Here is a 26,535-nt window from a genome sequence, read left to right as displayed (position 1 = left end):
TAGCGCGATGTTTGCCGCCCTCACCGCGGCCGTCGCCGTCTTGGTCAGCCGAAGCGCTGCCGTCGCCGTCCTCGGACCAGCATTCACCTCTGACGTTGAGCGACCTCGAAGAGCGATGCCGTAGAGGAATGCATCAGCACTGCGCCGAAGCCGCTCAACTCCGGGCCCACCTGCAGGAAGGACTGGACGCGACGAACAGGGGTGCGAGGGGCGAAGGGGGCGCGCCTCCACGGCCAGAACAACAAGGCAGCCCACCCCCACGCTTCGCCCGCTGAGCGGTCGGTCATTGCGCAACAGCCCTTGGGTATCTTGCGGCCGCTGTCCGGCATCGAGCAGCCGATGAGGGTCAGCGCGGTTGAAGGCGCGCAATATTCTCCACTTCTATCGGGCTTTCGAAATACGTGACCGCCGGCGCTGACCCAAATCGGGCGGCCATCGTGCTGCGCCATTCGGTCGAGTACGCGCGCTCCGCAGACTCCATCGATTCCCACAAATACACGCCGCCTCCCTTGCTGTGGCCGAACAGATAATTTTTCCGAACGAGCCCTGGCATGGCGCGGTACTTGCCGACGGACGGCGCGAAGATCGTGTCGGTCGCCTCCGACAGCGTCATGTCGCCAGGTAGGTCGAACTGGACGATTGCAATGATCATGGCCGGCTCCAATGCTGGTCCGGGTCGCTCTGGACCAGTCCCACGAGCCTGCGCCTGCGGATCGAAACCGGTCAAAGGTGATCGGAGCACCTTATCCAGAGCGGTGGGAGCATCACGAGGCATAGCGGCGGCGTTCTGAAGCAGGGTCTAACAAGAGGATCGACTGCTCCAGCCAGATCGCGGCGGCTGCTTTCCCGTGCAGACCGGTAGGAAGCCGCCTTAGGCTCGCCCCGGGAGGGCTACGGATGACGATGCAGGACGTGCTGGTGGTCGGCGCTGGCTCGACAGGAATACCGATCGCGGTGCGCCTCTCGGACGATCCCTCGCTGTCCATCCTGCTACTGGAAGCGGGTGTCGATCACCGCGAGCCCGCCGTGACAGCGCCCGACCTGCTCGATGGACTGCGCCTCGCCGCAATGGTGCACGACTGGCACTACTCGGCCGAGGCAGCGCCGGGGCGGCGCATCCCGTATCGCCGCGGCAAGACCGTCGGCGGAACCTCCGCGATCAACGCCGCCGCCGCGGCCTGGCCCCGTCCTGCCGACATCGAAGCATGGTGCGGGCTCGGCAACCCCGCCTGGTCCTGGACCGAGACGGAGCCGTGGCTGCGTCGGATCGAGTCCGACTGCGACGCGCCCGACGTCTCTCTCCACGGCCAAGACGGGCCGCTGCCGATCCGCCGATTTCGCGAAGACGCGCTCATCCCCTTCCAGCGCGCCTTTGCCGACGCCTGCCGCGAGGCGCTCGGCCTGCCGGCCATCGCCGATCACAACGACGTCCGGCTGATCGAAGGCGTGGGTCCTTGGCCGATGAACCTCCGCGAGGGCGGCGTGCGCGCCTCCACGATGCTGGCGTGGCTCGGGCCGGCCCGAGGCCGGAAGAACCTCACCGTGCGCAGCGAGGTACTCGTTGATCGGGTTCTCATGGAGAAGGGGCGCGCCTCCGGTGTCGTGCTGGCCAGCGGCGAGGTTCTTCGCGCGCGCCGTGCCGTGGTCCTCTCCGCCGGCGCGTTGGGCACGCCCGCGATCCTGCTGCGGTCCGGCATCGGGCCGGCGGCGGAGTTGGCCGACCTGGGGATCACGCCCGCGCTGAACCGCCCAGGCGTTGGCGCGCGCCTCTACGATCATCCCGCTGTCGCGATCCGCCTGCTGCCTCGACCGGGCGAGGCAAAACCCGCGCGGGATCCGCGCTTCCAGGCCGTCGCTCGCACCGCGACGCGGTCGGGCGCGCCTGTGTTCCTGGTCCCGGTCAGCTTCCTGGACATTGCGGCGTCGCCCGCCCTCGTTGCGGAGGCAGGTGGCGCGCCAGTGGTCTCGCTGGTTAACGCGGCGCTCATGGCCCCACGCGGGCATGGGAGGCTACGCCTTGCCGGGCCAGACCCCTCCGCCGCGCCGGTGATCGAGTTGGATCTGCTGCGCGATCCACAGGACATGTCGGCCATGATGGACGCGCTGCGTCTCGCCTGGCGCGTGGCGACCGCCGTGCCTGTCGCGGCTGTGACACGCGGCATCGCGGGGATGGATGCCGCGACGGTCGCATCCGATGATCTCCTGGGCGCCTACGCCCGCGCGAACGTCGGCACTTTCAACCACCCCTGCGGCACGGCGCCGATGGGACCGGCGTCCGACCCGATGGCTGTCGCGGACGAGCGAGGCCAGGTCCGGGGCTTGGACGGGCTCTGGATCGCCGATGCCTCCATCATGCCCAGGGGCCTGTCGGTGCCGCCCAACTTCACCTTGATCGCAATGGGGGAGCGGATCGCGGCTGGTCTGCTCGCTGAATTCCGCGGCCGGCGTCGAGCGGATGCATGACAGGTCGCGCACGGACGCAGCCAGCGCGCTCTTCCGCATCGCCCTGCACGACCGCCTCACCGTCGGGAACGGCGAGGTGTTCAGCTTCCGGCTGGCCGGGGCGCTGTAGATGGACCACCTCGCGCCAGCCTTGCAGGTTCGCGAAGCCTGACCCCGTCGAGAACCGCGTAGTTCCCCGCCCCGACCCGGACGACGCCGTCCTTGATCCGCAGTGAAGGTCAGCGCGGAGGAGGAAGCCGTGGGTCGCCTGGTTCTCGCCGGTCCGCTACGAGGCGCCTGGCAGGTGCGCCGCCCCTTCGCCGCGTCGGCGAGGTTGAAGCGGCTCGCCGCAGGGTCGTTGGCGGCGGCTGGGGAGTTCCGTTACGACATGACCCCGCGTCACGATGACTTCATGGTTCGGCCGCTGCTGATGCCGGGTCGCCTGCGCGATCTGCGTAAGGCGGCCAGTGAGAACCAAGTCGATCTGGCCGCGGTCATCGGCCGGAGCCGCGCCTACGTCGCCAAGCTGGAAGGCGGCGCGGTCAACCCGTCGATCGAGATGCTCATCGCCATTGCCAGGCACTATAAGACCACTCCGAACGACCTCTTGGGCTGGGACGGCACGGGAAGCGGCAGGCTGGTCGCGGAAAGGCGGGACCAAAGGGCGATCCTCGCGCTGTTCGAGCGGCTCCCCCGCGAAGACCGTGACGCAATTGAGCAGCTTCTTCACCGCCTCGCGGGCGCGCGGGCCAGGGATGCCGACGACGCGCACTGAACGCGCGCGCGACCGCTGGATGGGTGCCGTCAATCGCCAGCCCCGCATGGGCTGGATGCGCGTGGTCCCCGCATCCCGCTGCACGCCGCGCTATACAACACCCGCCACCGCACAGGGCCGCCCGCCGACGCCATGATCCGGCTCCACGCCGCGGTGCGCCAGCGCGTCGCGGCGTTGCCATGAGCAGCGCCGCGGCGGATCACTTGGCGCTCAATCGATCCGCAAGCCTCGCAGCCGCAAGGCGTTCCCCACGACGCTGACCGAGGACAGCGCCATGGCCGCCGCCGCGATAACCGGCGAGAGCAGGATGCCGAAGAATGGGTAGAGGACCCCGGCTGCGATTGGGATGCCCGCGGCGTTGTAGGCGAAGGCGAAGAACAGGTTCTGGCGGATGTTGCGCATCACGGCTTGCGACAGCCGCCGGGCGCGCACGATGCCCATCAGGTCGCCGCCGAGCAGCGTCACGCCCGCGCTCGCGATCGCCACGTCCGTCCCGGTGCCCATCGCGATCCCGACCTCGGCGGCGGCCAGCGCCGGCGCGTCGTTCACCCCATCGCCCGCCATGGCGACGCGGCGGCCCTCGGCCTTCAGCTTCTCGACGATGCGCTGCTTGTCCTCGGGCAGGACCTCCGCCTCGACCTCCACGATCCCGAGGCGCTTCGCGACCGCCTGGGCGGTGGTGCGGTTGTCGCCGGTCAGCATCACGACCCGGACGCCTTCCTGCGCAAGGGCGGCCAAGGCGGCCGGCGTGGTGGGCTTTACGGGATCGGCCACGGCGACGAGCCCCGCCGCGGCGCCGTCCACCGCGACGAAGAAGACGGTCGCCCCCTCGCAGCGCAGGCGCTCGGCCTCGCTGGCGATCGTGGTGATAGCGACGTGCAGGTCGCCCATCAGGCGCGCGTTCCCGACGGCGACGCGCCTTCTCTCGACCACGCCCGTTACGCCCCGCCCGGCGGGTGCGTCGAAACCCTCCACAGCGGGCAGAGACAGGCCGCGCTCCGACGCGGCCCGCACCACCGCTTCCGCCAGCGGGTGCTGACTAGGCCGTTCCAGGCCGGCCGCCAGGCGCAGCAACTCGTCCTCCGACATGCCGGCGGCCGGGACCAGCGCCACGACCTCTGGTCGCCCCTGGGTCAGCGTGCCGGTCTTGTCCACGACGAGGGTGTCGATGCGCTCCATGCGCTCCAACGCCTCGGCGTTCTTGATCAGCACGCCGGCCTGCGCGCCGCGCCCGACGCCCACCATGATGGACATCGGCGTCGCCAGGCCCAGCGCGCAGGGGCAGGCGATGATCAGCACCGTCACCGCCGCGATCAGCCCGAAGGTCAGGCGCGGCTCCGGCCCCCAGATCGCCCAGGCCCCGAAGGCGAGGACGGCGATGGCGATGACCAGCGGCACGAACCAGCCCGAGACCTGGTCGGCAAGGCGCTGGATCGGAGCCCGCGACCGCTGCGCGCCCGCCACCATGCGCACGATCTGCGCCAGCACGGTGTCCTTCCCGACGCGGTCGGCGCGCATCACGAAGCTGCCCTGGCCGTTCAGCGTCCCGCCAACGACGCGCGCGCCGGGCGCCTTCGGCACAGGGACGGGCTCGCCCGTTACCATGCTTTCGTCCACGTTGGAGGCGCCGTCCAGCACTTCGCCGTCCAGCGGCACCTTGTCGCCGGGCCTCACGCGCAGCCGGTCGCCGACGGCGACATGCGCCAGCGGCACGATCTCCTCGGTGCCGCCCGCGCCGATCCGCCGCGCGTCGGGCGGCGCCAGGTCGAGCAGCGCGCGGATCGCGCCGCCGGTGCGCTCGCGGGCGCGTAGTTCCAGCACCTGGCCGAGCAGCACCAGCACTACGATGACGGCGGCCGCCTCGAAATAGACCGCGACGGAGCCGTCGGAGCCACGGAACGCCGCCGGGAAGATCCCCGGCGCGAGGGTCGCGACGACGCTGAACACCCAGGCGACGCCGGTGCCGAGGGCGATCAGCGTGAACATGTTCAGGGATCGGTTCCGCAGGCTGGCCCAGCCCCGCTCGAAGAAGGGCCAGCCGGCCCAGAGGACGACGGGGGTGGCAAGGGCGAGCTGTATCCAGTTGCCGACGCGCGGGCCCCCGACCAGGTGCATCATCCCGGTCAGATGGCCAACCATCTCGAGCAGAACGACGGGGACGGTCAGCGCGAGGCCGATCCAGAAGCGGCGGGTGAAGTCCACCAGCTCGGGGTTGGGGCCCGCATCGGCGCTCGGTGTCTCGGGTTCCAGCGCCATCCCGCAGATCGGGCAGGAGCCAGGCCGGTCCTGCCTGATCTGCGGGTGCATCGGGCAGGTCCAGATCGTGCCGGCGGGCACGGCCTCGGCCGTCCGGGGCGGCTTGGGGTCGAGGTATCTCGCGGGGTCGGCGACGAACTTCGCTCGGCAGCCCCCGGAGCAGAAATGGTAGGTGGCGCCGGCGTGCTCGGCGTGGTGGGCCGTCTTCGCCGGGTCCACCGTCATCCCGCAGACGGGGTCCTTCGCCGTCACCGTGCCCTCGGCCGGCGCGACGTGCGCATGATGGTGGGCGTGGTCATCGCGGCCGTGTGCGTGGTGATGATCGTTCATGGTAGCTCTCTCGGCGTAGGGCGCGTGGCCCTGGGTCAGCGCGCGTCGTGCTTCGGGGCCGCGCCATGGTTGCAGCCGGCGTGCTGGTGACGGTGGATGACCAGCAGGTGGACCGCTGGGCAGGCGAGCATGACGACGTAGGGCAGCGCGCCGGCCAGACCCCCGGTCAGGTCGAGTTGCGAGACCGCGAAGGCGAGCGCGACGGCGATGAAGGCGATGCCCGCGCAGCACTTCACCAGGGCGAAGAGCGTCTGGCGTTTCATGGCGCGTCAGCTCCGTGACGACACGTCGGGGGAAGCACCTCCCGCAACGTCGCGGTGCCCATGGTGATGGTGCGGCATAAGCAAGTGCATCAGCGGGCAGGCCAGCAGGACGAGGTAGGGAAGCAGCCCCAGGGCGTGCCCCCAATGCTCCCGCAGCACGTAAAACTCCGCGACCAGCGCGAAGCCGATCGCGGCGACGCCGCCCGGCGTCCGCCACCACGGCAGGCGCGGCCGGTCCATGTCCGTCCCGTGTTCCATCTCAGAACATCCCCATCCGCATCGACCGGAAATGCTCGGCCATCAACTCGTCGGCGGTTCGCCGCTGTTCCTCCGACAGGACGGCGTAGAGCGGTCCCACGGCGGCCGCCACCGCCCGCATCGCGTCGAGCTGGGCGGACAGCAGCGCGATGCGGCGCTCGATCTGCTGCGGCGCCGTGGCGGGCTGCGCTGCCGGCTGCATGGCCTGCACGACGGCCTGGCGGAGCCGCTCCGCCTGGGCGCGCACGACGTCAGCGAAGACGTTCCACTGCGACGCCTGGGCCTCGGTGATGTGCATCTCCGTCCGATAGTAGGCGAGCTGGCCCTCGATGCGGCGGAACGGGTGCAGGGCGAAGTCCATGCGAGTGGGCCCGGCGCCCGTTCCAGCCATGCGCTGGCCCGGCCCCATGCCGCCCTGCATCTGCATCATCATCTGCATCATGCGCGCCATGTCCCCGCCCATCATGCCCGCCCCGCCCGCGTTCGGTGTCGGAGGTGCGGGCACAGGTGCTGGCGCGGCCGTCGGCGCCTGCTCCGGATGGTGGGCACCGTGATCAGCGTCATCCTGGGCCGGCGCAGGCGCCTGGGCGGCGGCCAGGCCGGGCATCCCGAGCATCGTCGCGATCGCCGCGATTTGGATGGCCTTTCTCATGGTTCTTCTCCTGCTGCGGTAGCCGTGGCGGCCGCATTCACCGCGCGGGTAGCCGTTGGAGGATGGCCTGCATCTGGGCGATTTCGCGTTCCTGGTCGCGGATGATTGCCTCGGCGAGCGCCCGCACCTCGGGGTCGCGGCCGTGCTGCAGGACGACACGGGCCATATCGATCGCGCTTTGGTGGTGGGGGATCATCATCGCGACGAAGTCCACGTCCGCGTTGCCGGTCATCGGCATCTGCATGGCGCGCTGCATCGTCTCCATCGCGCCCAAGTAGCCGCGGCTCGCCGGCGTCTCGGCGCCTGGTTCGGTCCTGCCGTGCATCGCCATGCCACCGTGGCCTGGATGCTGGGCGACGGCGAGGCTGGTTGCGACGCCGAGGGTGAAGGCGCCAAGAGCGGCGAAGGTGACGCGGCGCATGATGATGGTCCTTCTCGACACGATCGGCGAGCTGGTAGTCGGACGCATGGGTCGCCTTCCCCGAGCTGGGTGTTCCCCCCATGGGAGGGTCAAGTGCGCCCGGCCAAAAAATCGGCCGCAAATGGGAAAGGTCGAACGCAAGCTGACTCTAGGGGCCGCACGACTCGATCGTGGCGCGCATGTCGCTGCAGTATCGGTGGTTGCGCGCCACGACGCGCGCGAACTGCGGCGTACGCAAGCCGATAGGCGGTGTTGGCGGTGAGGCCGCGCGCGCCGATTTGGCGTGCGGGATCGGCGCGGAATGGTGCGCCGGGCTGCGCTCGACCATTTCCCGCGAGGCGGTTGTCCGTGATACCTGAGCCCTGCGCGTGTCGCAGGACGCCAAGCAGCCCAAGGCGCTGCGACGTCAGGCGGGCGGCCACTTGCCGGTCCGCGCGACGGTCACAAGCACCGGGAACGGCGGGAACGGCGGGAAGAAGCGCGGCAATCTGCGGGTTTGCGCTTGTTCCCGGCGATGGAGGCCGGCGTCCACCGGGAACGGTGCCGCCGGCATGGTCCACGCCGACGGCCATGTAGTCCGCGTGCTAGGGCTACTTGTCGTCCCCGCCGGGAAGGACACGGCCGCGGCGGCTCGACTGCGTCCCGCACCGGGATGTTGTCGCGCGCGATGCACAGGAGCACTTGGCTCATCGCCTGCGGCTGCACGTTGTAGCCGGGCGTCCCGAAGGCCGTCCGACAGCCTCGTCCGCTAGGCGCATCGCCGCCGCGGATGTGTCAGCCCTGGTCTGACACAGGCCGGATGGGCAGGATCCGTCCAGGGTTGGTTGCTAATGGGCCGCGAAATCACGGCAATCCCTGACCACCGTCGACGGGGAGATTGGCGCCGGTGATGTAGGCGCCTGCCGGCGACGCCAGCAACAGGGCAAGCGGCGCCACCTCTGCAACCAGGCCAGCGCGCCCGACCGGGATGCTGGCAAGCACGGCGGCATACTCCGCGACGTCGCTGCGCAGGGCCGCGTTCCGGTCGGTGTCGATGATGCCGGGCGCGATGACGTTGGCGGTAACGCCATGCCGGGCCCATTCCTTGCCCAGGTTTCGCATGAGATTTGCCAGCGCCGCCTTCGTTGCCGCATAGACGGCGAGCTTGGGATGGGGCCGTCGTGCTTGAACGCTGCCGATGGCGATCACGCGACCGAAGCCGTGCTCGGCCATGGCCGGCACGAGCGCCCCGCACAGGTCAAAGGCGCTGCGGAAGCCGCTGGTGACCTGGACATCGAAGGCACGGTCCGGACCAGCCGCCATGTCGTGGCGACGATGCTCGGCGGCATTGAGGACCAGGATGTCCACGCGACCGAGCGCCGCCACCGCCATCCGGGCCAGTTCACGCGCGGCGGACGGTTCGGAGAGGTCGGCCTGCAGCAGCGGCGCTCGCCGGCCGGCGGCCTGGATCGCATCCGAGACCTCACGGGCGGCAGCCTGATTCGCGTGGAAATGCACGCCCACATCCGCTCCCGCGCCGGCGAGGGTCAGTGCGATGGCCCGGCCGATGCCACGGGAGGCACCGGTGACCAGCGCACGCCGGCCGTCCAGACGAAAGTGGCTCCCCGGATCAGGCGCCTGGAGCGCCGCATCTCGCCAACCGGAGGAAGGCATCGCGGCTACCATGCTCCCGACCCTTGACCACGATGGTCACGCCTCCTCCATCTTGCGACCATCGCTCAGCTTGGCGAAGCGAAAACGCGGCGCAGAAGCCGCCGAAGCATGACGGGAGAGACAGGGTGCAGCTCTTGGGAAAGACGGTGCTCGTGACAGGAGCCTCGAAGGGTATCGGGGCGGAGATCGCGCGGGCCGTCGGCGCCGCTGGCGCAACGGTCCTTGCCCATTGTCGCTCCGACACCGCGGGAGCGATGGCGGCCCTCGCCGATGTCCCAGCTGAGCGCCGGCACGTGCTGACCGCCGATCAGCTTGAGCCCCGGGGCATGGATGAGCTTTGGCAGCAGGCGCGCACGCTGTCGCCGCGCATCGATGTCGTCGTGCTCAACGCCGCCATCTTCGTGAACGCGGGGGGGATCGAGGACGATCTCGGCGCCTGGGAGCAGGCGTGGGAGACGCAGTGGCGCGTCAACGTCGCGTCTCCCACGCGGCTGATGAAGCACGCGGTGAACCACTTCGTGGACAACGGCGGCGGCGTGCTGGTCACCATGTCGTCCTGGGCGGCGATGCGCGGATCGGGCAGCCAGGCGACGATCGCCTACGCCGCCAGCAAGGCCGCCGTGACGGCCGCCGCTCGCACCGTGGCGCGTCACTACGCCAAGGCCGGCGTCCTCTCCTACATTGTCGCCCCGGGCGTCGTGCGCACGCAGATGAGCCTCGACGCGGCCGCGATCTCAGGCGGCGAGGAGAAGGTCACGGCGTCACTGGCAATGGGGGAGTGGGTGCCGCCTGCCGAACTCGGCGAACTCGTCGCGTTCCTCGCAACCGGGCGGGTGCGCCACATGACCGGGGCGACCATCGACGTGAACGGCGCGTCCTGGGTCCGATAGGTAGGACGTCAGCGGAGGAAGCCCATGTAGTCGTCGGGCACGCGCTCACCGCGCAGCTCATAGCTGCGGCCGGTCATGGCACGCGCGCCGGCACGGATCCCGGCCGGCACGCCACGTGATTCCATGGTGTGCAGCGCGCTCCAGGTCAGGCCTTCGCGCGTTGCGACCGTCTCGATCACCTGCTCGGGCTGCAGCTTGCCCTCGCTCAGCAGCTTGGCCGTGGCGGCAAGACCATCGACCATCATGCGGCGCAGGAAGGCCTCGTCGCAGCCCTGCTCTACACCGGTCGCGATCAGCGTCCGTAGCAGCATGCAGGTATACGGCGTCAGCGCGAGCGCGACGCCGGTGATCGGCTCCATGAGCGCGTCGTCGATCCACTCCACCCGCTCGCAGGTGCCATGCACGAGAGCCTCGATGGCGCTACGCCAGCCCGGTGCAACACCATCGCCGCAGGACAGCAGCGTGATGCCGGCAGAGACCCAGGCAGTCGGCGGCGGCGTGACGCGGATGACTGCCATGCCGTCGGGCAGCCGCTCGGCCAGCCACTCCACCGTCAGGCCCGCCGCGATGGAAACGAGGACCTGGCCCGGACGAAAGGCGGGGCCGAGCGTCCGCAGGAGCTCCTCCATCTCCTGCGGTCGCACGCCGAGCACCACCATCTCGGCCGCTGCCACCGCGGCGAGATTGTCCTCCCCGACCTCAAGCCCGTGTCGCGCGGACAATTCGGCGCGGCGATCGGCGCGGCGATGCGTCGCCAGCAGGCGCTCCCGCGGCCATCCACCGGCGATTGCCTTGTCGATCATCGCCTCCATCATCGTGCCGACGCCGATGAAGGCCGTCGCCGGGCGGGGATTGCTCATAGCCGTTCCTCACAGCACGCGGGTGAACCAGGATGGGTCACGCAGGGTCTCGGGGCCGACCTCGGCGACGACCGCGCCGGCCCGCAGCGCCGAGACGCTGTCGACGTAGTCGAGCGTCAGGCTGACATTCTGCTCCACGAGGACCACCGCGAGCCCGGCGTCGTTGGCCAGCCGCCTCAGCACCGCCATGAGGTGGAGGGCAGGACCCCGCGCCAGGCCACAGGTGGGCTCGTCGAGAAGCATCACGCGCGGGCGCAGCATCATCGCCATCGCGACGGCGAGCATCTGCTGCTGCCCGCCGCTGAGCGCTGTTGCCCGGCGACGCGAGAGACCCTCTAGCATCGGGAAGAGGCGCCAGGCGATGCCGAGGTCGGGCCGGCCGCCCGCGGCGGCGCCCATCAGTTCCAGGTTTTCCCGCACGGTCAGATGGGGGAACACGCCCCGCCCGCCGCTGCCGGCCTGCGGGACCAGCGCGACGCCGCGCGCCAGGCGCGCACGCGTCGGCAATCCTGCGAGTTCCTCGTTGCCGAGCCTGATGGAGCCGGCGTCCAAGGCGATCAGCCCGAGAATTGCCTTCAACGCCGTCGACTTCCCGCTTCCGTTGCGGCCGATCAGCAGCCGCACCTCGCCCGGCGCGACGGAGAGGCCCAGGCCGCGCAGCACGGGAAGGCTGCCGTAGCGCGCGCGCAGTCCGGAGGCGGCGAGGATCGGCTCCTGCATGCGGCTTAGAGGCCCATGAACGCGCGCCAGACGCGCGGGTCGTCGAGCACCGCCGCAGGGTCTCCCGCCACGACGACGCGGCCGGCATCGAGGAAGACCGCGACGTCGCAGATCTCCCGCACCAGTTCGAGGTTGTGCTCGATCAAGAGGATCGTCCCGACCTCGCGCGAGAGACGGCGTATCAGCGCGGCGAGGTCGCGCACCGCGTCGGGATCGAGGCCGGCGGCAGGTTCGTCGAGCAGCAGCAGGCCGGTGCCGGTCGCAAGCGCCCGCGCGATGCCGACGCGCTTCTGCTGACCGTAGGAGAGTTCGGTCGGCAGCCGGTCGGCGAGGTCGGCAAGCCCGACCATGTCGAGCAGCGCTTCGGCCCGCCCTTGCGTGGCGCGCTGGTCCGCCGCTGTCCTGGCCCAGCGGAAGACCGCCGTTCCCAGACGCTGCCCTCTGTTGTCCTGGCACGCCACCATGACGTTCTCCAGCGCCGTCAGGGTCGGAAACAGGCGGATCTCCTGGAAGGTGCGGCTGATGCCTCGGGCCGCACGCGCCGCTGCCGTGCCCCGAAGCGGCGCGCCGTTGAGTTCGATTGAACCGGCATCGGGCCTGACGACGCCCGCGACGAGGTTAAAGAGCGTGGTCTTGCCGGCACCGTTCGGGCCGATCAGCCCGGTGATCGAGCCCTGGGCAACGTCGAGCGACACATCGTCCAACACGACTGCCGAGCCGAAGGCCTTGCGCAGCCCGCCAAGACGCAGCGCAGGGCCCTCGGCCGGACGAGGCGCGATCATCAGGCGCGACGCGCACCGAAATCAAAGATACCGCGTCGCTGGATCTCGGCGGCCGAGAGATGAACGGTCGCCTCGCCCCCGCGGTAGGTGCGGATGTCGAGCTCCCGCAGGGCCGTTCCGTCTTCCCGGTAGGAGAAGGGGCCCAGCACCCCCTGGTATGTGCCGAGGGCGAGCAACGCGGCGCGGATGTTCTCCGAGGTCCACTCCTGGCCCTGCTGGCGCATGCGCGACATTGCCTCGAACAGGGACATGCCGAGGTCATAATGGGTCCGCACGAAGATCGCGGGATCGCGGCTATAGGCCTGGCGGAACGCGGCCACGAAGGTTGCCTCCTGCGGGCCACCCTCGGGATTTGATGACGACGTCCAGAAGCTGTTCTCGGCCGCGCTGCCCGCGACCGAGAACAGGTCGCGCGACTCGAAGCCCTGGTGGCTGAGCAGCGGCGCGGTGTAGCGGGCCTCTCGCAACTGCTTCACGGCGGCTCCGATCGAGACGCCGGAGAGGGCGATATAGATCGCATCGGGCCGGCTCGCCGCCAGCTTGGCAGCCACGGCGGAGCGATCCGCCCGCGCGGGGTCGACGCCCTCATCGTCGACGACCGTGCCGCCGGAGGCGGGCCAGAGACGCCGGACGGCATCGCGCATGCCGCTGCCGAAATCGTCGTTGCCGTAGAAGATGCTGATGCGCTGGGCGTTGAAGGCCTGTTTCGCAAAGGCGAGCGCCACCTCCGCTTCCAGGGCCGCGTTCGCGACGCTCGTCATGAAGTAGCGGCTGATGCCGACCAGGCGCGGGCTGGTGGCGCCGGCGCTGATCTGCAGCACGCGCGCGCGATCCGTGATCGGCACGACCGCCAGCACCGGGCTGGAGTAGACATTGGCGACGACGTTCACCCGGTCCACCTGGATCAGCTTCTGGGCGGCGGTCACGGCGCGCGCGGGCTGGGCGGCGCTGTCCTCGAAGATGATCTCGACGCGCGTCCCCCCGAGCCCGCCGCGTGCGTTCCACTGGGTCGCCGCGAATTCGAGGCCCGCGCGGAAATCGGCGCCCTGCGCCGCGGTGGGACCAGACAGGTTCAGCACGGCACCCATCCGCCACACCTCGGGATAGCGCGCCTGGGCACGCCCGGCGGCTGGCGCAAGGCCGGCAGCGATCAGGGGCAAGCCGAGCGTCAGCTGACCGAGCCGACGCCGCGTTTCGATCCTGGTCATGGTGATTGCCTCCTCAGTTCGGTTGGATTCCTGGCGCTGGTTCACGTGCTTCGGGTGGCCGCGTGCGCAGCCGTCGCCGGCCTGCGATGCCCTCGGGGCGCAGCAGGACGATGAGGATCAGCAGCGACGCGTAGGCGATCTCGTTCAGCGGACCGCGCAGGTCGGGCGGGATGCCGGCGAACCTCAGGGCTTCTGGCACGCACCAGATGACAAAAGCGCCGATCGCAGGACCCCAGACCGTCCCCGCGCCGCCAAGCACCGTAGCAACGATGATCACGAAGGAGGTCCGTGCAACGAAGCTCTCAGGATCGATGAAGGCGACGTAGCTGGCATAGGTGACGCCGGCCGCACCGGCCATCGCCGCGCTGACGGTCAGCACCTCGAACTTGCGCCGCACCACACTCCTCCCCGCGGCTTCCAGGGCGACGGGGTCGTCCTTCATGGCGCGCAGCACGCGGCCGTAAGGCGAAGACGCAATCCTCCAGGACATCAGCAGGATTAGCGCCAGCACGGCGTAGATCACGACTAGCTGGCGCCAGGGCGTGTCGAACTCGATGCCGAACAGGGACGGCGGCGGAATGCCCGGGATGCCCATGGGCCCTCGGGTGACGCTCGTCAGGTTCAGCATGAGCTCGTGGCAGATCACGGCGAAGGCGAGCGAGCCCACGATCAGGTAGTCGCCCTCGAGCCGGCTCGCCGGAAGCGCGATGGCCGCCGCGATGAGCCCGGCGGCTGCGGCGCCAATGACGAGGGCGATCGGGAATGGAAGACCTGGCCCCGTCATCGCGAGCGCACCGGCGTAGGCGCCGATGCCGAAGAACGCCCCATGCGCGACGGAGAACATGCCGGCATGACCGAAGGCGAGATCGTAGCTGACGGCCAGCATGGCGTAGATGCCGGCGATGGCGAGGACGGAGAGGACATAGCCTTCCATGCCCGCCTCCCCTCAGGCTCGCCGTAACCCGACGCCCAGCAGCCCGTTCGGGCGCAGGAGCAGGAAGGCGGTCATGGCCGCGAGGGCGATCGTCGTCTGATACGACGCGTTCGTCAGGTAGACGGCGATGGCCCCGATGAGCCCGAGCACGAGACCGCCAAGCGCCCCACCAAGGAACGAGCCGAGCCCACCCGCGAAGACGGCAACCGTCGCGATGATGAGTTGCTGTTCGCCAAGGTCAGGCGAGACGCCCTGGTCGAACAGCGCGATGGTCCCGACGGGAACGGTCAGCACCGATCCGACGGCGTAGGCGTGAAGAAAGCGCCGGTCGAGATCGATCCCTGCGATGCGCGCCATCTCCGGGTTCGAGACGATGGCGCGCAGCTCCCGGCCAAGCCGGGTCCCGACCAGGATCCAGGCTACGAGTCCGGTCGTGAGAAAGCCCGCCAGGACTTTCATGATCACCAGCTCCGATAGGTTGATGGGGCCAAGCGGGAAGGTTCTCATCGCTCCCGCCGACAGCGTCATAGGCACGCCGCCGAAGGCGATCAGGAGAAGGTTCTGCAAGATGACCAGGAGGGCGAAGGAAGCAAGGAACCACAGCAGCGGGGGAGCGCCGCGCCGGCGCAGCGGGCGGTAAAGCAGCAGCTCGCAGGCTGTCCCGAGAACGGCGGCGGCAACGGCGGCGAGCAGCATGGCGGGCATGAGCGGCAGGCCCAGCTCCTTGACGCCCAGGAGAACCGTATAGGCGCTGAGCGTGATCACCGCGCCGTGCGTGAAGTGGAACACCCGCGTGGTGTTGAAGATGAAGCCGAAGGAGAGCCCGACGACCGCATAAAGGGCGCCGGAGCCGAGGCCCTGGATCAGCAGCTGAAACGGGAGATCCAACGCGCTACGCGCCTAGCTGTTGGCGTGCGAGAAGCAACACGCGTCCGCAGACCAATTGTGGCCCGGCACACGTCGCGTATGCGGCATGGCCCCTTGTTCCTTCCTCCCGGCCGCACTGACGCCTGCGTTGGCACGCCGATCGCCTACGGCTGCTGCCGTGAGCCTATCCTCGGATCCGACGCACTTGCAAAGAAATCCTGGGCCGCCGTTCGGGAATGCTCGCTCGGACAGCCCGTCGTTGATCGACACAACGGTCTGACGCCGGTGGACTTTCAGGCATCGGTATGACCGCGTCGCGCTCCGTCGCGGTGCGCAGAGGCACGACGGGCCCGACGATGCCGTGTAGCGAAGGTATTTCAGCGCCTCAGCTCGTTGTAGGTCCGCTCGCCCCAGGCCATCGCATCGCGCACCGACATGCGGTTGCTGACGACCTGCTGGACCATGCGCCCGAGCGCGTCGTTCAGCGCATCGGAATTCTCTGGCCAGTGGAAGTTCAGCGGCCGGGTGGCGGCCTGCTCCAGAATGGCCGTCAGGCCGAAGCGCTGGTTCTGCTCGGTCGCGAAGGCCGGGTCGCGCGCGACGCTGCGCCGCACCGGCAGATAGCCCGCGGCGCCGGCCTGGCGCGCCTGGATCGGCGCCGATGTCCAGTGCTCGATGAACTTGAAGGCCGGCTGCGGATTGCGGGCACGGCGCGGGATCGACAGGTGCCAGCCCTGCAGCGAGACTGGCGTGGGCTTCCCCGACTCGACCGCCGGGAAGGGCACCAGCGAGAACTGCGCACCCGCCGGCGCCCTCTCCTGCACGGTCGAGAGGCGGTGCGAACCCTGGAAATACTGCGCGATGTTGCCGGCGATGCAGACATTCTGCAGGTCGTCGGACGGCATGAGCGCGGAATCGAGCTTCAGGATGCCGTGGCGATGCACGAGGTCGTGGCAGAAGCCGAGCATCCGCTCCGTCGCCGGGTTGGCGAAGGCGGCCGCACCGTCGTCCCTGAGGATCATGCCGCCGAACGCGACGACGGACGGCAGGAACCATTCGATCGCCGCGGTCGAGGTCGCGGTGTTGAAGGAGACGCCGAGGCCCTGGATCGGTCCCTCCTGCAGGCGTCGCCCGGCGGCGACCATATCGTCCAATGTCGCAGGCACCGCGATGCCGGCGCGTGCGAACAGGTCCGTGCGCCAGAACATCCCGAAGATCCGCATTTCCCAGGGCAGGCCATAGAGCCGCCCCTGGCGGTCTCGCGCGATCGGCATGGTGATGAGGTCGTCGCGATCCGCCGCGCTCCAGCCCCGCATCATGTCATCGAGCGGCAGCAGCGTATTGGCCGCGACCTGCGGCGCCATATAGGGGGAATAGAGCATCACCACGTCCGGCACCTGGCCGGCACGCGAGGCGCGCAGCAGCTGCGGACCGAGCTCCGTCCACTGGATGACGTTGGTGCGGACGCGCACGCCGGCATTCGCGGCTTCGTAGCTGCGGATGACGTGGGCCATCTCCTCGGACCGGACACCGCGGCCGGCGGGATCGAGGAAGCTCCAGAGCTCGATCGTCGTGCCCTGCGCGAGCGACGGCCGGGCGAGCGGTGCGGCGAGCAGCGCGCCGAGCGCGGTGCGACGCGTGATCCTGGTCATGTCCGTCTCTCCTCCCTTGTCTTGTTCAGATGGGTCAGCCCTTCACGGCGCCCCCGGTCAGTCCCTGGATGAAGTAGCGCTGCAGCGCGGCGTAGAGCGCGACGATCGGGATGATGGAGGCAATCGCCGCGGCGCAGAGCGGTCCGTATTCGACGCCCGTCTCCGTCATGAAGGCGTAGATGCCGACCTGGACGAGACGGTTCTCGTCCGAGAGCGTCAGGGAATAGGCAATCAGAAAGTCGTTCCAGATCATGACGAAGACCAGGATTGATCCGGCGACGAGCCCCGGCCACAGCAGCGGCACGGTCACCCGCGCGAAGGCGCCGAGCGGCGTGCAGCCATCGATCTGGGCGCTCTCCTCCAGTTCGGCCGGCACGGCGGCGATGAAGCCGCGCAGCAGCCAGACGAGTGTGGGCACCAGCCAGGCGGAGAAGACGAGCCCGGGCGCGAGCAGCGTGTCGTAGATCCCGACCTCGACCGCGACGGCATAGAGCGGCACCACCACGGCGATCCCGGGGACCATGATGGTGGACCACATCAGCAGCAGCAGACCCTCTCGCCCGCGAAAGCGGAAGCGCACCGTCGCCCAGGCCGCGAGCAGCGCCAGCCCTAGGCTGAGCACCAGCGAGCCGGCCACGACCAGCAGCGTGTTCCCGACATAGCGCATGAAGCGCGCGTCGAAGACGGCGAGGCGCCAGTTGTCGAAGGTCGGCGCGACGGGCAGCCAGGACGGCGGCCAGGCATGCACCTCCTGCGTCGTCTTCAAGGACGTGGAGAGGCCCCAAAGCACCGGCAGCAGCGCGAAGGCGCAGGCCAGCAGCACCGCGCCATAGGCGGCAACGGCGGCGCCCGGCCGAAGGCGCGTGCGTCTCATGCGTGCCCATCCCCGCGCAGCACGCGCATGTAGACGATGGTGAAGACGATGTTCAGCGCGAAGATGATCACCGCCCCGGCGGTCGCCAGCCCCATGCGGTAGAACTTGAAGCCTTCCTCGAAGACGCGAAGGGCCATGACGTCGGTGGCGCCGACCGGGCCGCCGCCGGTCATGATCAGCACGATCGAGACGCCGTTGAAGGTGTGCAGCGTCGTCAGCACCAGCGTGACCAGGGTGGTGTTGCGCACGAGCGGGAAGACGACGTGCCGGAAGCGCTGCCATCCGCTGGCGCCGTCGATCTTCGCGGCCTCCTGCAGCTCGGTCGGGATGGTCTGCAAGGCGGCGAGCACGAACACCATCACCAGGGGATAGCTGCCCCAGGCATTGCAGAGGATGAGGGCCGGCATCGCCAGCGCCTGGCTCGTCATCGGGTTCGGCATCGTCGCGCCGAGCGCGGCCACCACGGGCGAGACCGGTCCGAACTGCGCCGAGAGGATCCATGCCCAGAGGATGGCGGCGACCGTGTTGGACACCAGCCAGGGCAGGATCAGCACGGTGCGGATCAGCCCGCGCGCACGCAGCGGCAGGTTCAACAGCACGGCAAGTCCGAAGCCGAGCGGCATCGCCACGGCCAGCGAGCCGGCCACGAACACCACAGAATTCCAGGCGCGCTGGATCCCGGACTCGGACAGCAGGAAGCGCTGGTAGTTGAGCAGCCCGACGAACTCGCCGATGTCGAGGTAGTTCGACCGATGGAGGCTTTGCCAGATCGCCTGGCCGAGCGGCAGGAAGGACACGGCGGCGACCAGTAGCAGCGCCGGCGCCATCAGCAGATAGGGACGCAGCAGGCGGCCCGCCCGCGGCCTGCGCGGCGGCGGCGCCGGGACCGACAGGTCGTGCACGGCGGCGCTCATGGCAGACCCAGCCCCCCGTCCACATAGAGATCAGCGCCGGTGATGTAGGCGCCCGCCTCGGAGGCGAGCAGCAGCACCAGCGGGGCGACGTCCTCCGCTGTTCCGGCCCGCCGCGCCGGGATGCGATCGAGCAGCGCCCGGTCGGCCGCGGCATCGTCATGCAGCTCCGCGTTCCGGTCGGTGTCAATCAGCCCGGGAGAGACCGTGTTCGCTGTCACCCCGTGCGGCGCCCATTCCTTGCCGATGTTCCGCATCACGTTGGACAGCGCAGCCTTCATTGCGGCGTAGACCGGAAGCTGCGGATTCGGCCGCCGCGCCTGGACGCTGCCGATGGCGATCACGCGACCGAATCCACGCTGGGCCATGACCGGCACGAGTGCGGCGCACAGCTCGAAGCCGCTGCGGAAGCCGGTGTCGAGCTGGAGGTCGAAAAGATCGGGCGTGGTCTGCGACAGTGTCATGCGCCGCTGCTCCGCGGCGTTCAGCACGAGGATGTCCACGCCGCCGAGCGCGCCGATTGCCGCCTCCGCGAGTGCAGCCGCCGAACCACGGCGCGACAGGTCGGCCTGCAGGATCGGCGCCCGACAACCGGCGGCCTCGATCGCCGCCGCCACCGCCGACGCGGCATCGCGGTTGGCATGGTAGTGGACGGCGACATCCGCGCCCGCGCCGGCCAGCGCGAGCGCGATGGCTCGACCGATCCCGCGCGACGCGCCGGTGACCAGCGCACGGCGTCCGTCCAGCCGGAAGGTGCGGGCGGGGTCGGGCAGGCGCAGGGCGCCGCCAGACCTTTCCTGCGCGATGGACGCTGCCACGACCGGCCTGTCCTCCCGTCCTATGCCGATCAACCAAAACGGACCAATCGGCGGCGTTGCTTGACCCTATTTGACGCCTGCGTCACGCTCGGTGTCAACGAAGAGCGTGTTCCATCGCGTGCAGGAGGAAATGGTCGTGAATGGTTCGACTGCGGACGAGCGCCTGCACGGGGTCTTCCCGATTGTCACCAGCCCCTTCCACGCCGACGGCAGCCCCGACACGGCGAGCCTTCGCCGCGTTGCCGACTACGTCGTGCGCGCCGGCGCGCAGGGCTGCGTCTATCCCGCCATCGCCAGCGAATTCGCGACCCTTGCCGACGGCGAGCGGGAGAGCCTGACGGCCGTCGTGGCGGAAGCGGTGAATGGGCGCATTCCTCTGGTCGTCGGCATCTCCGCCGAGACGCCGGAGCGCTCCGCCGCCCTCGCCCGCCAGGCGGCAGGCCTCGGCGCTGCCGCGCTGATGATCATGGCGCCGCGCAGCGCGGGCACGGCGGCCGATGGCGTGGCGCGGTTCCTCGACGCCGCGCTCGGCGGGGTAGCGCTGCCGGTCATCCTGCAGAACGCGCCGCCACCGCTCGGCTCCTCGCTCCCGGCGGAGACCGTCGTCGAGATCCTTCGGCAGGTGCCGCGCATCGCCTATGTGAAGGAGGAGGTCGTTCCCTGCGGGCAGCGCATCAGCGCCTTGCTCGCCGCGGCTCCCGGCCTCGCCGGCGTGTTCGGTGGCGCCGGCGGCCGCTTCGTGCTGGACGAACTGGCCCGCGGCGCAGCGGGCTCGATGCCGGCCTGCGAGGTGACGGAGATCCATGTCGCGCTCTACGCCGCATGGCGCGCCGGCGACCGGCGCCAGGCGCGTGATCTCTTCAACCGCGTGCTGCCGCTGCTGAACATGGGCGGCGTCTTCCGCACGCCGGTGACCAAACGCGCGCTGCTCCGCCGCGGCCTGATCGCCCACCCCCGGCACCGCGACGGCAACCCGGAGCTCGACCAGCAAGATCGCGCGGAGCTCGACGCCATCCTGGACGACCTGGCACCGCTGATGACCACCTCGACGAGGCTCGCCGCATGAGCCGCCCGCTTCGCTCCGCCCGCTGGTTCGAGGCCGCCACGCGGATGGGCCACACGCATCGCCAGCGCATCCTCCAGGCCGGCTTTTCCCGAGGTGACTGGAAGGGCAAGCCGGTGATCGCGGTCCTCTCCACCTGGAGCGAATTGAATCCGTGCCACATCCACCTGCGCGAACGCGCGGAGGACGTGAAGCGCGGCATATGGCAGGCCGGCGGCTTCCCGGTGGAGGTGCCGGTCATGTCGCTAGGCGAGCCCTTCATGAAGCCGACGACGATGCTCTACCGCAACCTGCTGGCCATCGAGACGGAGGAGGTGCTGCGCTGCCATCCCGTCGACGGCGCGGTGCTGCTGGGCGGCTGCGACAAGACCACGCCGGGGCTGCTGCTCGGCGCGATCTCGATGAACCTGCCGGCGATCTACGTGCCGGCCGGGCCGATGCTGACCGGACGCTGGCGCGGCAAGGCGCTCGGCAGCGGCACCGACACCGCGAAGGCCTTCAATGACTGGAAGGCGGGCGTGCTGTCCGACGCCGAGTTCCACGAAATGGAGGAAGCCGGCGCGCGCTCGCCCGGCACCTGCATGACGATGGGCACCGCCTCCACCATGACCTCGCTGGCCGAGGTGCTCGGCATGACGCTGTCCGGCGCGTCGTCGATCCCCGCGCCGGACAGCCGCCACCGGCACATGGCGGTGGAGAGCGGCCGGCGCGCCGTCGCGATGGTGGCCGAGGATCTAAAGCCGACCGATATCCTGAGTTCGGCGAGCTTTGCCAACGCGATCGTCACGCTGATGGCGCTCGGCGGCTCGACCAATGCGGTGATCCACCTGGTCGCGATGGCGCGCCGTGCCGGCCTTCCGCTCTCGCTCGAGGATTTCGACGCCGCTTCGGGGCGGGTGCCGGTGCTGGCGGACATGCGGCCCTCCGGGCGCTTCCTGATGGAGGATTTCTTCGAGGCGGGCGGTCTGCGCGGCCTTCTCTCGCGCATCGACGATCTGCTCGACCTGTCGGCCCGGACGGTCGAAGGCCGATCGCTCGGCCAGGCCATCGCCGGCGCCCGCGTCTGGAATGACGAGGTCATCCGGCCGCGCGAAAATCCCTTGCAGGCATCCGGCGGCCTCGTCGTCGTCCGCGGCAATCTCTGCCCGGATGGCGCGGTGCTGAAGGTGTCCGCCGCGAGCCCGCACCTGCTGCGCCACACCGGGCCGGCGCTGGTCTTCGAGGGCTGGGCCGACTTCGCGTCGCGCGTGGATCGCGACGACCTGCCGGTGACGCCGGCCACCGTGATGATCCTGCGCAACTGCGGCCCGCGCGGCGTGCCCGGCATGCCGGAATGGGGGATGATGCAGGTGCCGGCAAAGCTGCTGAAGCAGGGCCTGCGCGACATCCTGAGGATCTCGGATGCGCGGATGTCCGGCACGCATTTCGGCACGGTCGTCCTGCATGCGGCACCGGAAGCGGCGATCGGCGGTCCCCTGGCCCTGGTGCGCGACGGCGACCTCGTGTCGCTCGACGCCGCGGCAAGGCGCCTCGACCTGCTGGTGGACGAGGCCGAGTTGGCGAGACGCCGCGCCGCCTGGGTGCCGCCCGAACCGAAGCATGCGCGCGGCTGGGCCCGTCTCTATGCCGAGCAGGTCCTGCAGGCCGATGCCGGCGCCGACCTCGAGGTGCTGCTGGCCGGCCCGCGCAACCCGGAGCCCGAGATCAACTGAGCATGGGCAATCGCCAGGCCGCCCCCGAAATCGCCGTGGCCGCGCCCACGCCGGAGCAGGTCTATGCGGCCCTCCGTGCGGGTCTGGAGGCCGGTGACGTCGCACCCGGCGGGCGGCTGGCGTCGGAGCGAGATCTGGCGGCCCGCTTTGGCGCGTCACGCGGGGCTGTCCGGCGGGCGCTGGCGAGGCTCGCCGGTGAAGGGCTGATTGAGCGCCGGCTGGGTCGGGCTGGCAGCCGGGCGCGCCCACTCGACCTCGCGCCGCCGCGACCAGACGCAGCGGCGCCCTTCGCGAGCCCGCAAGACGTTCTCGAAGCGAGGCTCGCCGTCGAACCCGGCTTCGTGGACCTGGTGATCGCCCGCGCCACGGAGGACGACTTCGCCCGCATGGCGGCCTGCCTCACGCGGATGGAGGCCGCCGCGACACAACAGGCGTTCCGCGAAGCCGGCTATGCCTTCCACCTTGAGATGGCCCGTGCGACGCGCAATCCGCTGCTCGTGCATCTGTTCGAGGTCATCATCGAGGCGCGCGCACGGGCCGGCTGGGGCAAGCTGCGGGCGCTGAACGAGAAGCCGGAGCAGCGCGCGGCGCAGGTCGCAAAGAACTGGCGGACGCTGGGCCATCTCCGCGGTCGTGATGCTCTTGCCGCACGACGCTCGCTAGCGGAGCACTTGGCGCAGATGCTGCGGGAGGTTGCCGGGCCCCACGCCATCGGCGAAGGGGCGGCTGCAACCATGGGTGAGCCCTGAGGGTTCGGCGCGGACTGCCGCGTCGCCCTACCGCCAGCTTCTCCATCGCCTTCCGCGCCTCCTTCAGGCGGTCGCTGAACGCACGCGCGATGTAGGCCCTCACCGGCGCCGCTGGGGCCGGCTTTCCGTCGCTGCCGGCCGCCAGGATGACGCCGTCGGGGTCGGCGACCAGGCGGATGTCCTTCCCGAGCAACCGCACCACCTGCTCGACGGGGACGCGCTCGCCGGCCTCGCGCGGCGACTTCTCGCGCTGTTCCACAATCCCTAGCCGGCGCGCCTTCGCCTGGGCCGCGGTGCCGGCAACGATGCTGGCCATGCTCAAGGCGGTGTCCGGCGGGTGGCCGAGCTGCTCGGCGACCACAGCCGCCCAGAGGGTCAGCACGGGGGCGCGGTTGACGCGGATGGGCGTCGTGGAGGTCATCGAGGGCAGCGTAGCCGGGCCGCGAGCCGACCTCCATGAGGGCGGCGCCACCGAGCCGCTGCGCGAAGCAGCGGCCATGTTGCCTGGCGGGCGGGCGGCCCCCCCGGCAGCATCCAAAAGCGGGGGTGGGGGGTCTTGTGATACACGCCCCACGAAATTGTATCGGATCGCCATTGCGTCACCTCTTCCAGCGACGATCCGCTTCGTGGAGGATCGCCGGCCTACCGCAACCGCGTCTCCCCCGAATGAAGGCCGCGGGTTGAACCAGATCTTCGAGAAAAAGCCCGAACCGACACTCCTCGCCGCGAGGGCGACGGAGCAACGGGGCGTGAGTCGCCCGGACGCAGGAGGCGGTCTCCTCGGTTTCGCCGGCGCACCCGTCCCTGCCACAACCGCGCGTCGGTCCCCATCCGCGGTGTCGCTCCTACTCCCCTTCGCGATTGCGCTGCCGCTGCTGCTGATGGCCGCGAGCGCGTGGTTGTCCTGGCGGCAGGCCTGGCGGGAGGCGGAGGCCGAGGTCACCCGAACCGCCGAGGCCGGCGCTGAGTATGCCCGGCGCGTGCTGGACGGCCTGCTGCTGCGGGTCGATCGCGCGGACGAGCTGCTCGCCGGCCTCTCGGACGAGCATATCCGCGCGCGAGAGGGCGAGTATCACGCCGCTCTGCGCGCGATCGGGCAGCGGACCCGCGACGACAACGAGCAGCATGTGTTCCTGCATGACCGGGACGCCCGCACGCTGGTCAGCGGCGCGATCTTCCCCGCGCCGCCGCTCTCCGAGGTCTTCATGGACCGCGACTACAATCAGGCCCTGCGCGGCCCCGATGCCCCGCCGGTCTACCTCGGCAAGGTCTTCGTCGGACGCGTCCTCGACCGGCCCTTCTTTTCGGTTGCACGGCGCCGCGAACGCGGCGGCAACGGCCTGCCGCCCGGCGACTACGATGGCGTTGTCGTCGTCTCGGCCGATGCCAACGCGATGGGCGCCGGACTGCGCCGTCTCTTGCCGGGCGACGGCGAGGGCTCCACGGACGTGCTGGCCCTGCTGCGCGACGATGGCGAAGTGCTGGCGCGCTCGACAAGCATGACCGCGCCGCTCCCAGCTGCAAAGCTACGACACCCTGTGGCGCGCGCTGTGGCCGACGGCACCGAGCGGGGCATCTTCGTCGGGCGGTCAGACCTGGACGGTGTTGAGCGCCTTGCGGCGCTGCGCCGGGTGGATGGCTGGCCGGCCTTCGTGTCGGTCGCCCGTCCGCGTTCGGCCATCGTGGCGCGCTGGCGCGACGTCGTCGCGCTGCAACTCGCCTTCGCGGTGCCGGCGACGCTTGCGTTGGTCGGCCTCGCGCTCCGGGTTCGTCGAGGCCAGCGCGACCTCGCCGCCGTGAACGCCAACCTTGAGCAGCGCATCGAGGCGCGCACCGCCGAACTGCACGATCGCGAGGCCGTCGCCCGCAACGCCCTGACGCAGCTCGACGCCGTCTATGCGACCGCGCCGGTCGGCCTATGCGTCCTCGACCTGAAGGGCCGTTACATCCGCGTTAATGCGGAGTTGGCGGCGATGAACGGCGTCCCGGCTGAGGACCATCCCGGTCGGACGATCGGCGAGGTCGTGCCCGCTATTGTCGAGGCAGGGAACGCCCTGCTCCGGCGCGTGGTCGAGACGGCCGAGCCGGTGCTGGGCGTAGAAATCGAGGGAGAGACGCCTGCGCAGCCTGGTGTTCGACGGGCCTGGGTGGAGGACTGGAGCCCGATCCGGGACGACGCCGGCCGCATCGTCGCTGTCAACGTCGTGGCGCGTGAGGTGACGGAGGAACGCGCGGCCGCGCAGGCGTTGGCCGCGAGCGAGGCACGCCTGCGTATCGCCCAACAGGGGGCACAGATCGGCACCTGGGAGCTGGATCCCGAGGCGGGGGAACTCATCTGGTCGGACGAGCAGTATGCGCTGTTCGGGATGGATCGACTGCGCGACGGCCCGATGGACCACCGACGCTTCCTTGATGACGTGGTCTATCGGGATGATCTGCCGCGCCTGAAGGAAGTGAGTGACGCCGCGTTCGCCTCCGGCGAGTTCGACCACGACTTCCGGGTCTGGCGGCGCAAGCCGGACCGCACGCGCGAGGTGCGCTGGGTTACGGGCCGGGGCCGCCGCTTCTCAGCCCCGGATGGTCGGCCCGGCCGCATGTTCGGCGTGAACGTGGATATCACCGAGCGCAAGATGGTCGAGGCGCAGCTCGCTGCGAACGAGGCCGAGTTCCGCGCCATTTTCGAGAACTCCGTCGTCGGCAAGACCCAGGCCGACCCTTCCACGCTGCGCTTCCTGCGGGTCAACGCGGCGTTCTGCGAGATGCTGGGCTATAACGAGGTCGAGCTGCTCGGCGGGATGACCTTCCTCGACATGACGCATCCCGAGGACCGCGCCAGCGACGAGGCGGGGTTCCGCGCCGCAATGGCCGAGCGACGGCCCTACCGCGTCGAGAAGCGGCTACTACGGAAGGACGGCGGCGTGCGCTGGGTCATCGAGTCTGTGGCACTGCTGCCGCCGGGACCGGGGCGGCCCGCAAGAGCAATCGCCACGGTGCAGGACATCACCGACCGGCGGCGGGCGGAGGAGCGTCAGGCGCTGCTGGCGCGCGAAGTGGACCACAGGGCGAAGAACGCGCTGGCCGTCGTGCAGGCCGCGCTTCGCCTCACCCGGAAGGACGACGCTGATGCCTATGCGCTCTCCGTCGAGGGCCGTGTCGCGGCGCTCGCACGCGCGCACACGATGCTCGCGGCCGGCAAGTGGGACAGTGTGGCGCTGCGCGAGCTGGTCGAGGCCGAGCTGGCCACCTTCCAGCCCGGTGGCGCCGGCGAGGCGCTGTCGGCGTCGTCCGGTAGAACGGTGACGGTGGAGGGCCCCGACCTCGCGCTCGCGCCCGATGCCGTGCAGGCGCTCTCGATGGCGATCCACGAGCTGGCGACGAACGCCGTCAAGTATGGCGCGCTGTCGGTGCCGGAGGGGCGCGTGCGGGTGACCTGGTCAGTGGACCA

Annotated in this window: 25 protein-coding genes; 8 read left to right on the top strand and 17 right to left on the bottom strand. The window is 70.1% G+C overall.

The window, feature by feature from the left end; translation table 11 throughout:
* Nucleotides 1-346: 346 nt before the first annotated feature.
* Nucleotides 347-652: a hypothetical protein gene (locus ACLF3M_RS29170; protein WP_430660526.1), complete on the bottom strand. Its 306-nt coding sequence runs from the start codon at nucleotides 650-652 to the stop codon at nucleotides 347-349.
* A gap of 245 nt (nucleotides 653-897) precedes the next feature.
* On the opposite strand from ACLF3M_RS29170, the gene ACLF3M_RS29165 reads away from it, so the two are divergent.
* Complete coding sequence (locus ACLF3M_RS29165) at nucleotides 898-2,463, top strand: GMC family oxidoreductase (protein ID WP_430660525.1); 1,566 nt, start codon at nucleotides 898-900, stop codon at nucleotides 2,461-2,463.
* A 238-nt stretch (nucleotides 2,464-2,701) separates the two neighbouring features.
* Entirely contained in the window at nucleotides 2,702-3,217 is a 516-nt protein-coding gene (locus ACLF3M_RS29160) for a helix-turn-helix transcriptional regulator (RefSeq protein ID WP_430660524.1), read from the top strand.
* A 210-nt stretch (nucleotides 3,218-3,427) separates the two neighbouring features.
* Here the strand turns inward: ACLF3M_RS29160 and ACLF3M_RS29155 are convergent, their stop codons facing one another.
* The 5 genes from ACLF3M_RS29155 to copM are packed head-to-tail and all read right to left on the bottom strand — an operon-like array spanning nucleotide 3,428 to nucleotide 7,397.
* Nucleotides 3,428-5,803 (bottom strand): heavy metal translocating P-type ATPase, encoded by a 2,376-nt coding sequence (locus ACLF3M_RS29155; RefSeq protein WP_430660523.1) that lies wholly within the window; start codon nucleotides 5,801-5,803, stop codon nucleotides 3,428-3,430.
* 35 nt (nucleotides 5,804-5,838) lie between these two features.
* On the bottom strand, nucleotides 5,839-6,066 hold the full coding sequence (locus ACLF3M_RS29150) for a DUF2933 domain-containing protein (protein ID WP_430660522.1): 228 nt from the start codon (nucleotides 6,064-6,066) through the stop codon (nucleotides 5,839-5,841).
* A gap of 6 nt (nucleotides 6,067-6,072) precedes the next feature.
* A complete protein-coding gene (locus ACLF3M_RS29145; protein ID WP_430660521.1) occupies nucleotides 6,073-6,324 on the bottom strand; it encodes a DUF2933 domain-containing protein in 252 nt (83 codons plus the stop codon).
* A 1-nt stretch (nucleotide 6,325) separates the two neighbouring features.
* The gene (locus ACLF3M_RS29140) at nucleotides 6,326-6,976 is read right to left on the bottom strand and encodes a Spy/CpxP family protein refolding chaperone (protein WP_430660520.1); all 651 of its coding nucleotides are present in this window, start codon (nucleotides 6,974-6,976) and stop codon (nucleotides 6,326-6,328) included.
* 37 nt (nucleotides 6,977-7,013) lie between these two features.
* Nucleotides 7,014-7,397, bottom strand: coding sequence for a CopM family metallochaperone (gene copM, locus ACLF3M_RS29135; RefSeq protein WP_430660519.1), 384 nt, complete (start codon nucleotides 7,395-7,397; stop codon nucleotides 7,014-7,016).
* Nucleotides 7,398-7,576: 179 nt separating this feature from the next.
* Between copM and ACLF3M_RS29130 the strand changes: the two genes are divergently transcribed.
* Nucleotides 7,577-7,756 carry a hypothetical protein gene (locus tag ACLF3M_RS29130; protein ID WP_430660518.1) on the top strand — a complete coding sequence of 60 codons (180 nt, stop codon included), beginning with the start codon at nucleotides 7,577-7,579 and terminating at the stop codon, nucleotides 7,754-7,756.
* 484 nt (nucleotides 7,757-8,240) lie between these two features.
* On the opposite strand, the gene ACLF3M_RS29125 is transcribed toward ACLF3M_RS29130, so the two are convergent.
* The gene (locus tag ACLF3M_RS29125; protein ID WP_430660517.1) at nucleotides 8,241-9,062 is read right to left on the bottom strand and encodes an SDR family NAD(P)-dependent oxidoreductase; all 822 of its coding nucleotides are present in this window, start codon (nucleotides 9,060-9,062) and stop codon (nucleotides 8,241-8,243) included.
* Nucleotides 9,063-9,082: 20 nt separating this feature from the next.
* Here ACLF3M_RS29125 and ACLF3M_RS29120 point away from each other — a divergent pair, with 20 nt between their 5' ends.
* On the top strand, nucleotides 9,083-9,940 hold the full coding sequence (locus ACLF3M_RS29120; protein WP_430660577.1) for an SDR family NAD(P)-dependent oxidoreductase: 858 nt from the start codon (nucleotides 9,083-9,085) through the stop codon (nucleotides 9,938-9,940).
* Nucleotides 9,941-9,948: 8 nt separating this feature from the next.
* Here the strand turns inward: ACLF3M_RS29120 and ACLF3M_RS29115 are convergent, their stop codons facing one another.
* The 10 genes from ACLF3M_RS29115 to ACLF3M_RS29070 all read right to left on the bottom strand — a co-directional run bounded on the left by ACLF3M_RS29115 (nucleotide 9,949) and on the right by ACLF3M_RS29070 (nucleotide 19,566).
* Nucleotides 9,949-10,800 (bottom strand): pyrroline-5-carboxylate reductase family protein, encoded by an 852-nt coding sequence (locus ACLF3M_RS29115; protein WP_430660516.1) that lies wholly within the window; start codon nucleotides 10,798-10,800, stop codon nucleotides 9,949-9,951.
* Between the two features lie 9 nt (nucleotides 10,801-10,809).
* Complete coding sequence (locus tag ACLF3M_RS29110) at nucleotides 10,810-11,520, bottom strand: ABC transporter ATP-binding protein (RefSeq protein ID WP_430660515.1); 711 nt, start codon at nucleotides 11,518-11,520, stop codon at nucleotides 10,810-10,812.
* A 5-nt stretch (nucleotides 11,521-11,525) separates the two neighbouring features.
* Complete coding sequence (locus ACLF3M_RS29105) at nucleotides 11,526-12,302, bottom strand: ABC transporter ATP-binding protein (RefSeq protein ID WP_430660514.1); 777 nt, start codon at nucleotides 12,300-12,302, stop codon at nucleotides 11,526-11,528.
* Entirely contained in the window at nucleotides 12,302-13,510 is a 1,209-nt protein-coding gene (locus tag ACLF3M_RS29100; RefSeq protein WP_430660513.1) for an ABC transporter substrate-binding protein, read from the bottom strand. The genes ACLF3M_RS29105 and ACLF3M_RS29100 overlap by 1 nt, the downstream gene beginning before the upstream one ends.
* Before the next feature lie 13 nt (nucleotides 13,511-13,523).
* Nucleotides 13,524-14,444 carry a branched-chain amino acid ABC transporter permease gene (locus tag ACLF3M_RS29095; protein WP_430660512.1) on the bottom strand — a complete coding sequence of 307 codons (921 nt, stop codon included), beginning with the start codon at nucleotides 14,442-14,444 and terminating at the stop codon, nucleotides 13,524-13,526.
* Between the two features lie 12 nt (nucleotides 14,445-14,456).
* Nucleotides 14,457-15,332 (bottom strand): branched-chain amino acid ABC transporter permease, encoded by an 876-nt coding sequence (locus ACLF3M_RS29090; RefSeq protein WP_430660511.1) that lies wholly within the window; start codon nucleotides 15,330-15,332, stop codon nucleotides 14,457-14,459.
* Nucleotides 15,333-15,688: 356 nt separating this feature from the next.
* The gene (locus tag ACLF3M_RS29085; RefSeq protein ID WP_430660510.1) at nucleotides 15,689-16,963 is read right to left on the bottom strand and encodes an ABC transporter substrate-binding protein; all 1,275 of its coding nucleotides are present in this window, start codon (nucleotides 16,961-16,963) and stop codon (nucleotides 15,689-15,691) included.
* A gap of 34 nt (nucleotides 16,964-16,997) precedes the next feature.
* Nucleotides 16,998-17,837 (bottom strand): carbohydrate ABC transporter permease, encoded by an 840-nt coding sequence (locus ACLF3M_RS29080; protein WP_430660509.1) that lies wholly within the window; start codon nucleotides 17,835-17,837, stop codon nucleotides 16,998-17,000.
* Nucleotides 17,834-18,751 (bottom strand): carbohydrate ABC transporter permease, encoded by a 918-nt coding sequence (locus ACLF3M_RS29075; protein ID WP_430660508.1) that lies wholly within the window; start codon nucleotides 18,749-18,751, stop codon nucleotides 17,834-17,836. The genes ACLF3M_RS29080 and ACLF3M_RS29075 overlap by 4 nt, the downstream gene beginning before the upstream one ends.
* A complete protein-coding gene (locus ACLF3M_RS29070; RefSeq protein WP_430660507.1) occupies nucleotides 18,748-19,566 on the bottom strand; it encodes an SDR family NAD(P)-dependent oxidoreductase in 819 nt (272 codons plus the stop codon). The genes ACLF3M_RS29075 and ACLF3M_RS29070 overlap by 4 nt, the downstream gene beginning before the upstream one ends.
* Before the next feature lie 136 nt (nucleotides 19,567-19,702).
* Between ACLF3M_RS29070 and ACLF3M_RS29065 the strand changes: the two genes are divergently transcribed.
* From ACLF3M_RS29065 to ACLF3M_RS29050, 4 genes are all read left to right on the top strand, one after another.
* The gene (locus ACLF3M_RS29065) at nucleotides 19,703-20,632 is read left to right on the top strand and encodes a dihydrodipicolinate synthase family protein (RefSeq protein ID WP_430660506.1); all 930 of its coding nucleotides are present in this window, start codon (nucleotides 19,703-19,705) and stop codon (nucleotides 20,630-20,632) included.
* Nucleotides 20,629-22,341, top strand: coding sequence for an L-arabinonate dehydratase (araD, locus tag ACLF3M_RS29060; RefSeq protein WP_430660505.1), 1,713 nt, complete (start codon nucleotides 20,629-20,631; stop codon nucleotides 22,339-22,341). Before ACLF3M_RS29065 ends, araD begins: the two co-directional genes overlap by 4 nt.
* A gap of 2 nt (nucleotides 22,342-22,343) precedes the next feature.
* Entirely contained in the window at nucleotides 22,344-23,090 is a 747-nt protein-coding gene (locus ACLF3M_RS29055; protein ID WP_430660504.1) for a FadR/GntR family transcriptional regulator, read from the top strand.
* A gap of 680 nt (nucleotides 23,091-23,770) precedes the next feature.
* A partial coding sequence (locus ACLF3M_RS29050) for a PAS domain S-box protein (protein WP_430660503.1) occupies nucleotides 23,771-26,535 on the top strand: 2,765 nt, incomplete at its 3' end.

Source organism: Falsiroseomonas sp. HW251, from assembly GCF_050563545.1.
In the GTDB taxonomy this organism is placed as follows: domain Bacteria; phylum Pseudomonadota; class Alphaproteobacteria; order Acetobacterales; family Acetobacteraceae; genus Falsiroseomonas.
Note: the sequence above shows the minus strand (reverse complement) of the source record. Positions and strands in the feature narration are given on the sequence as shown.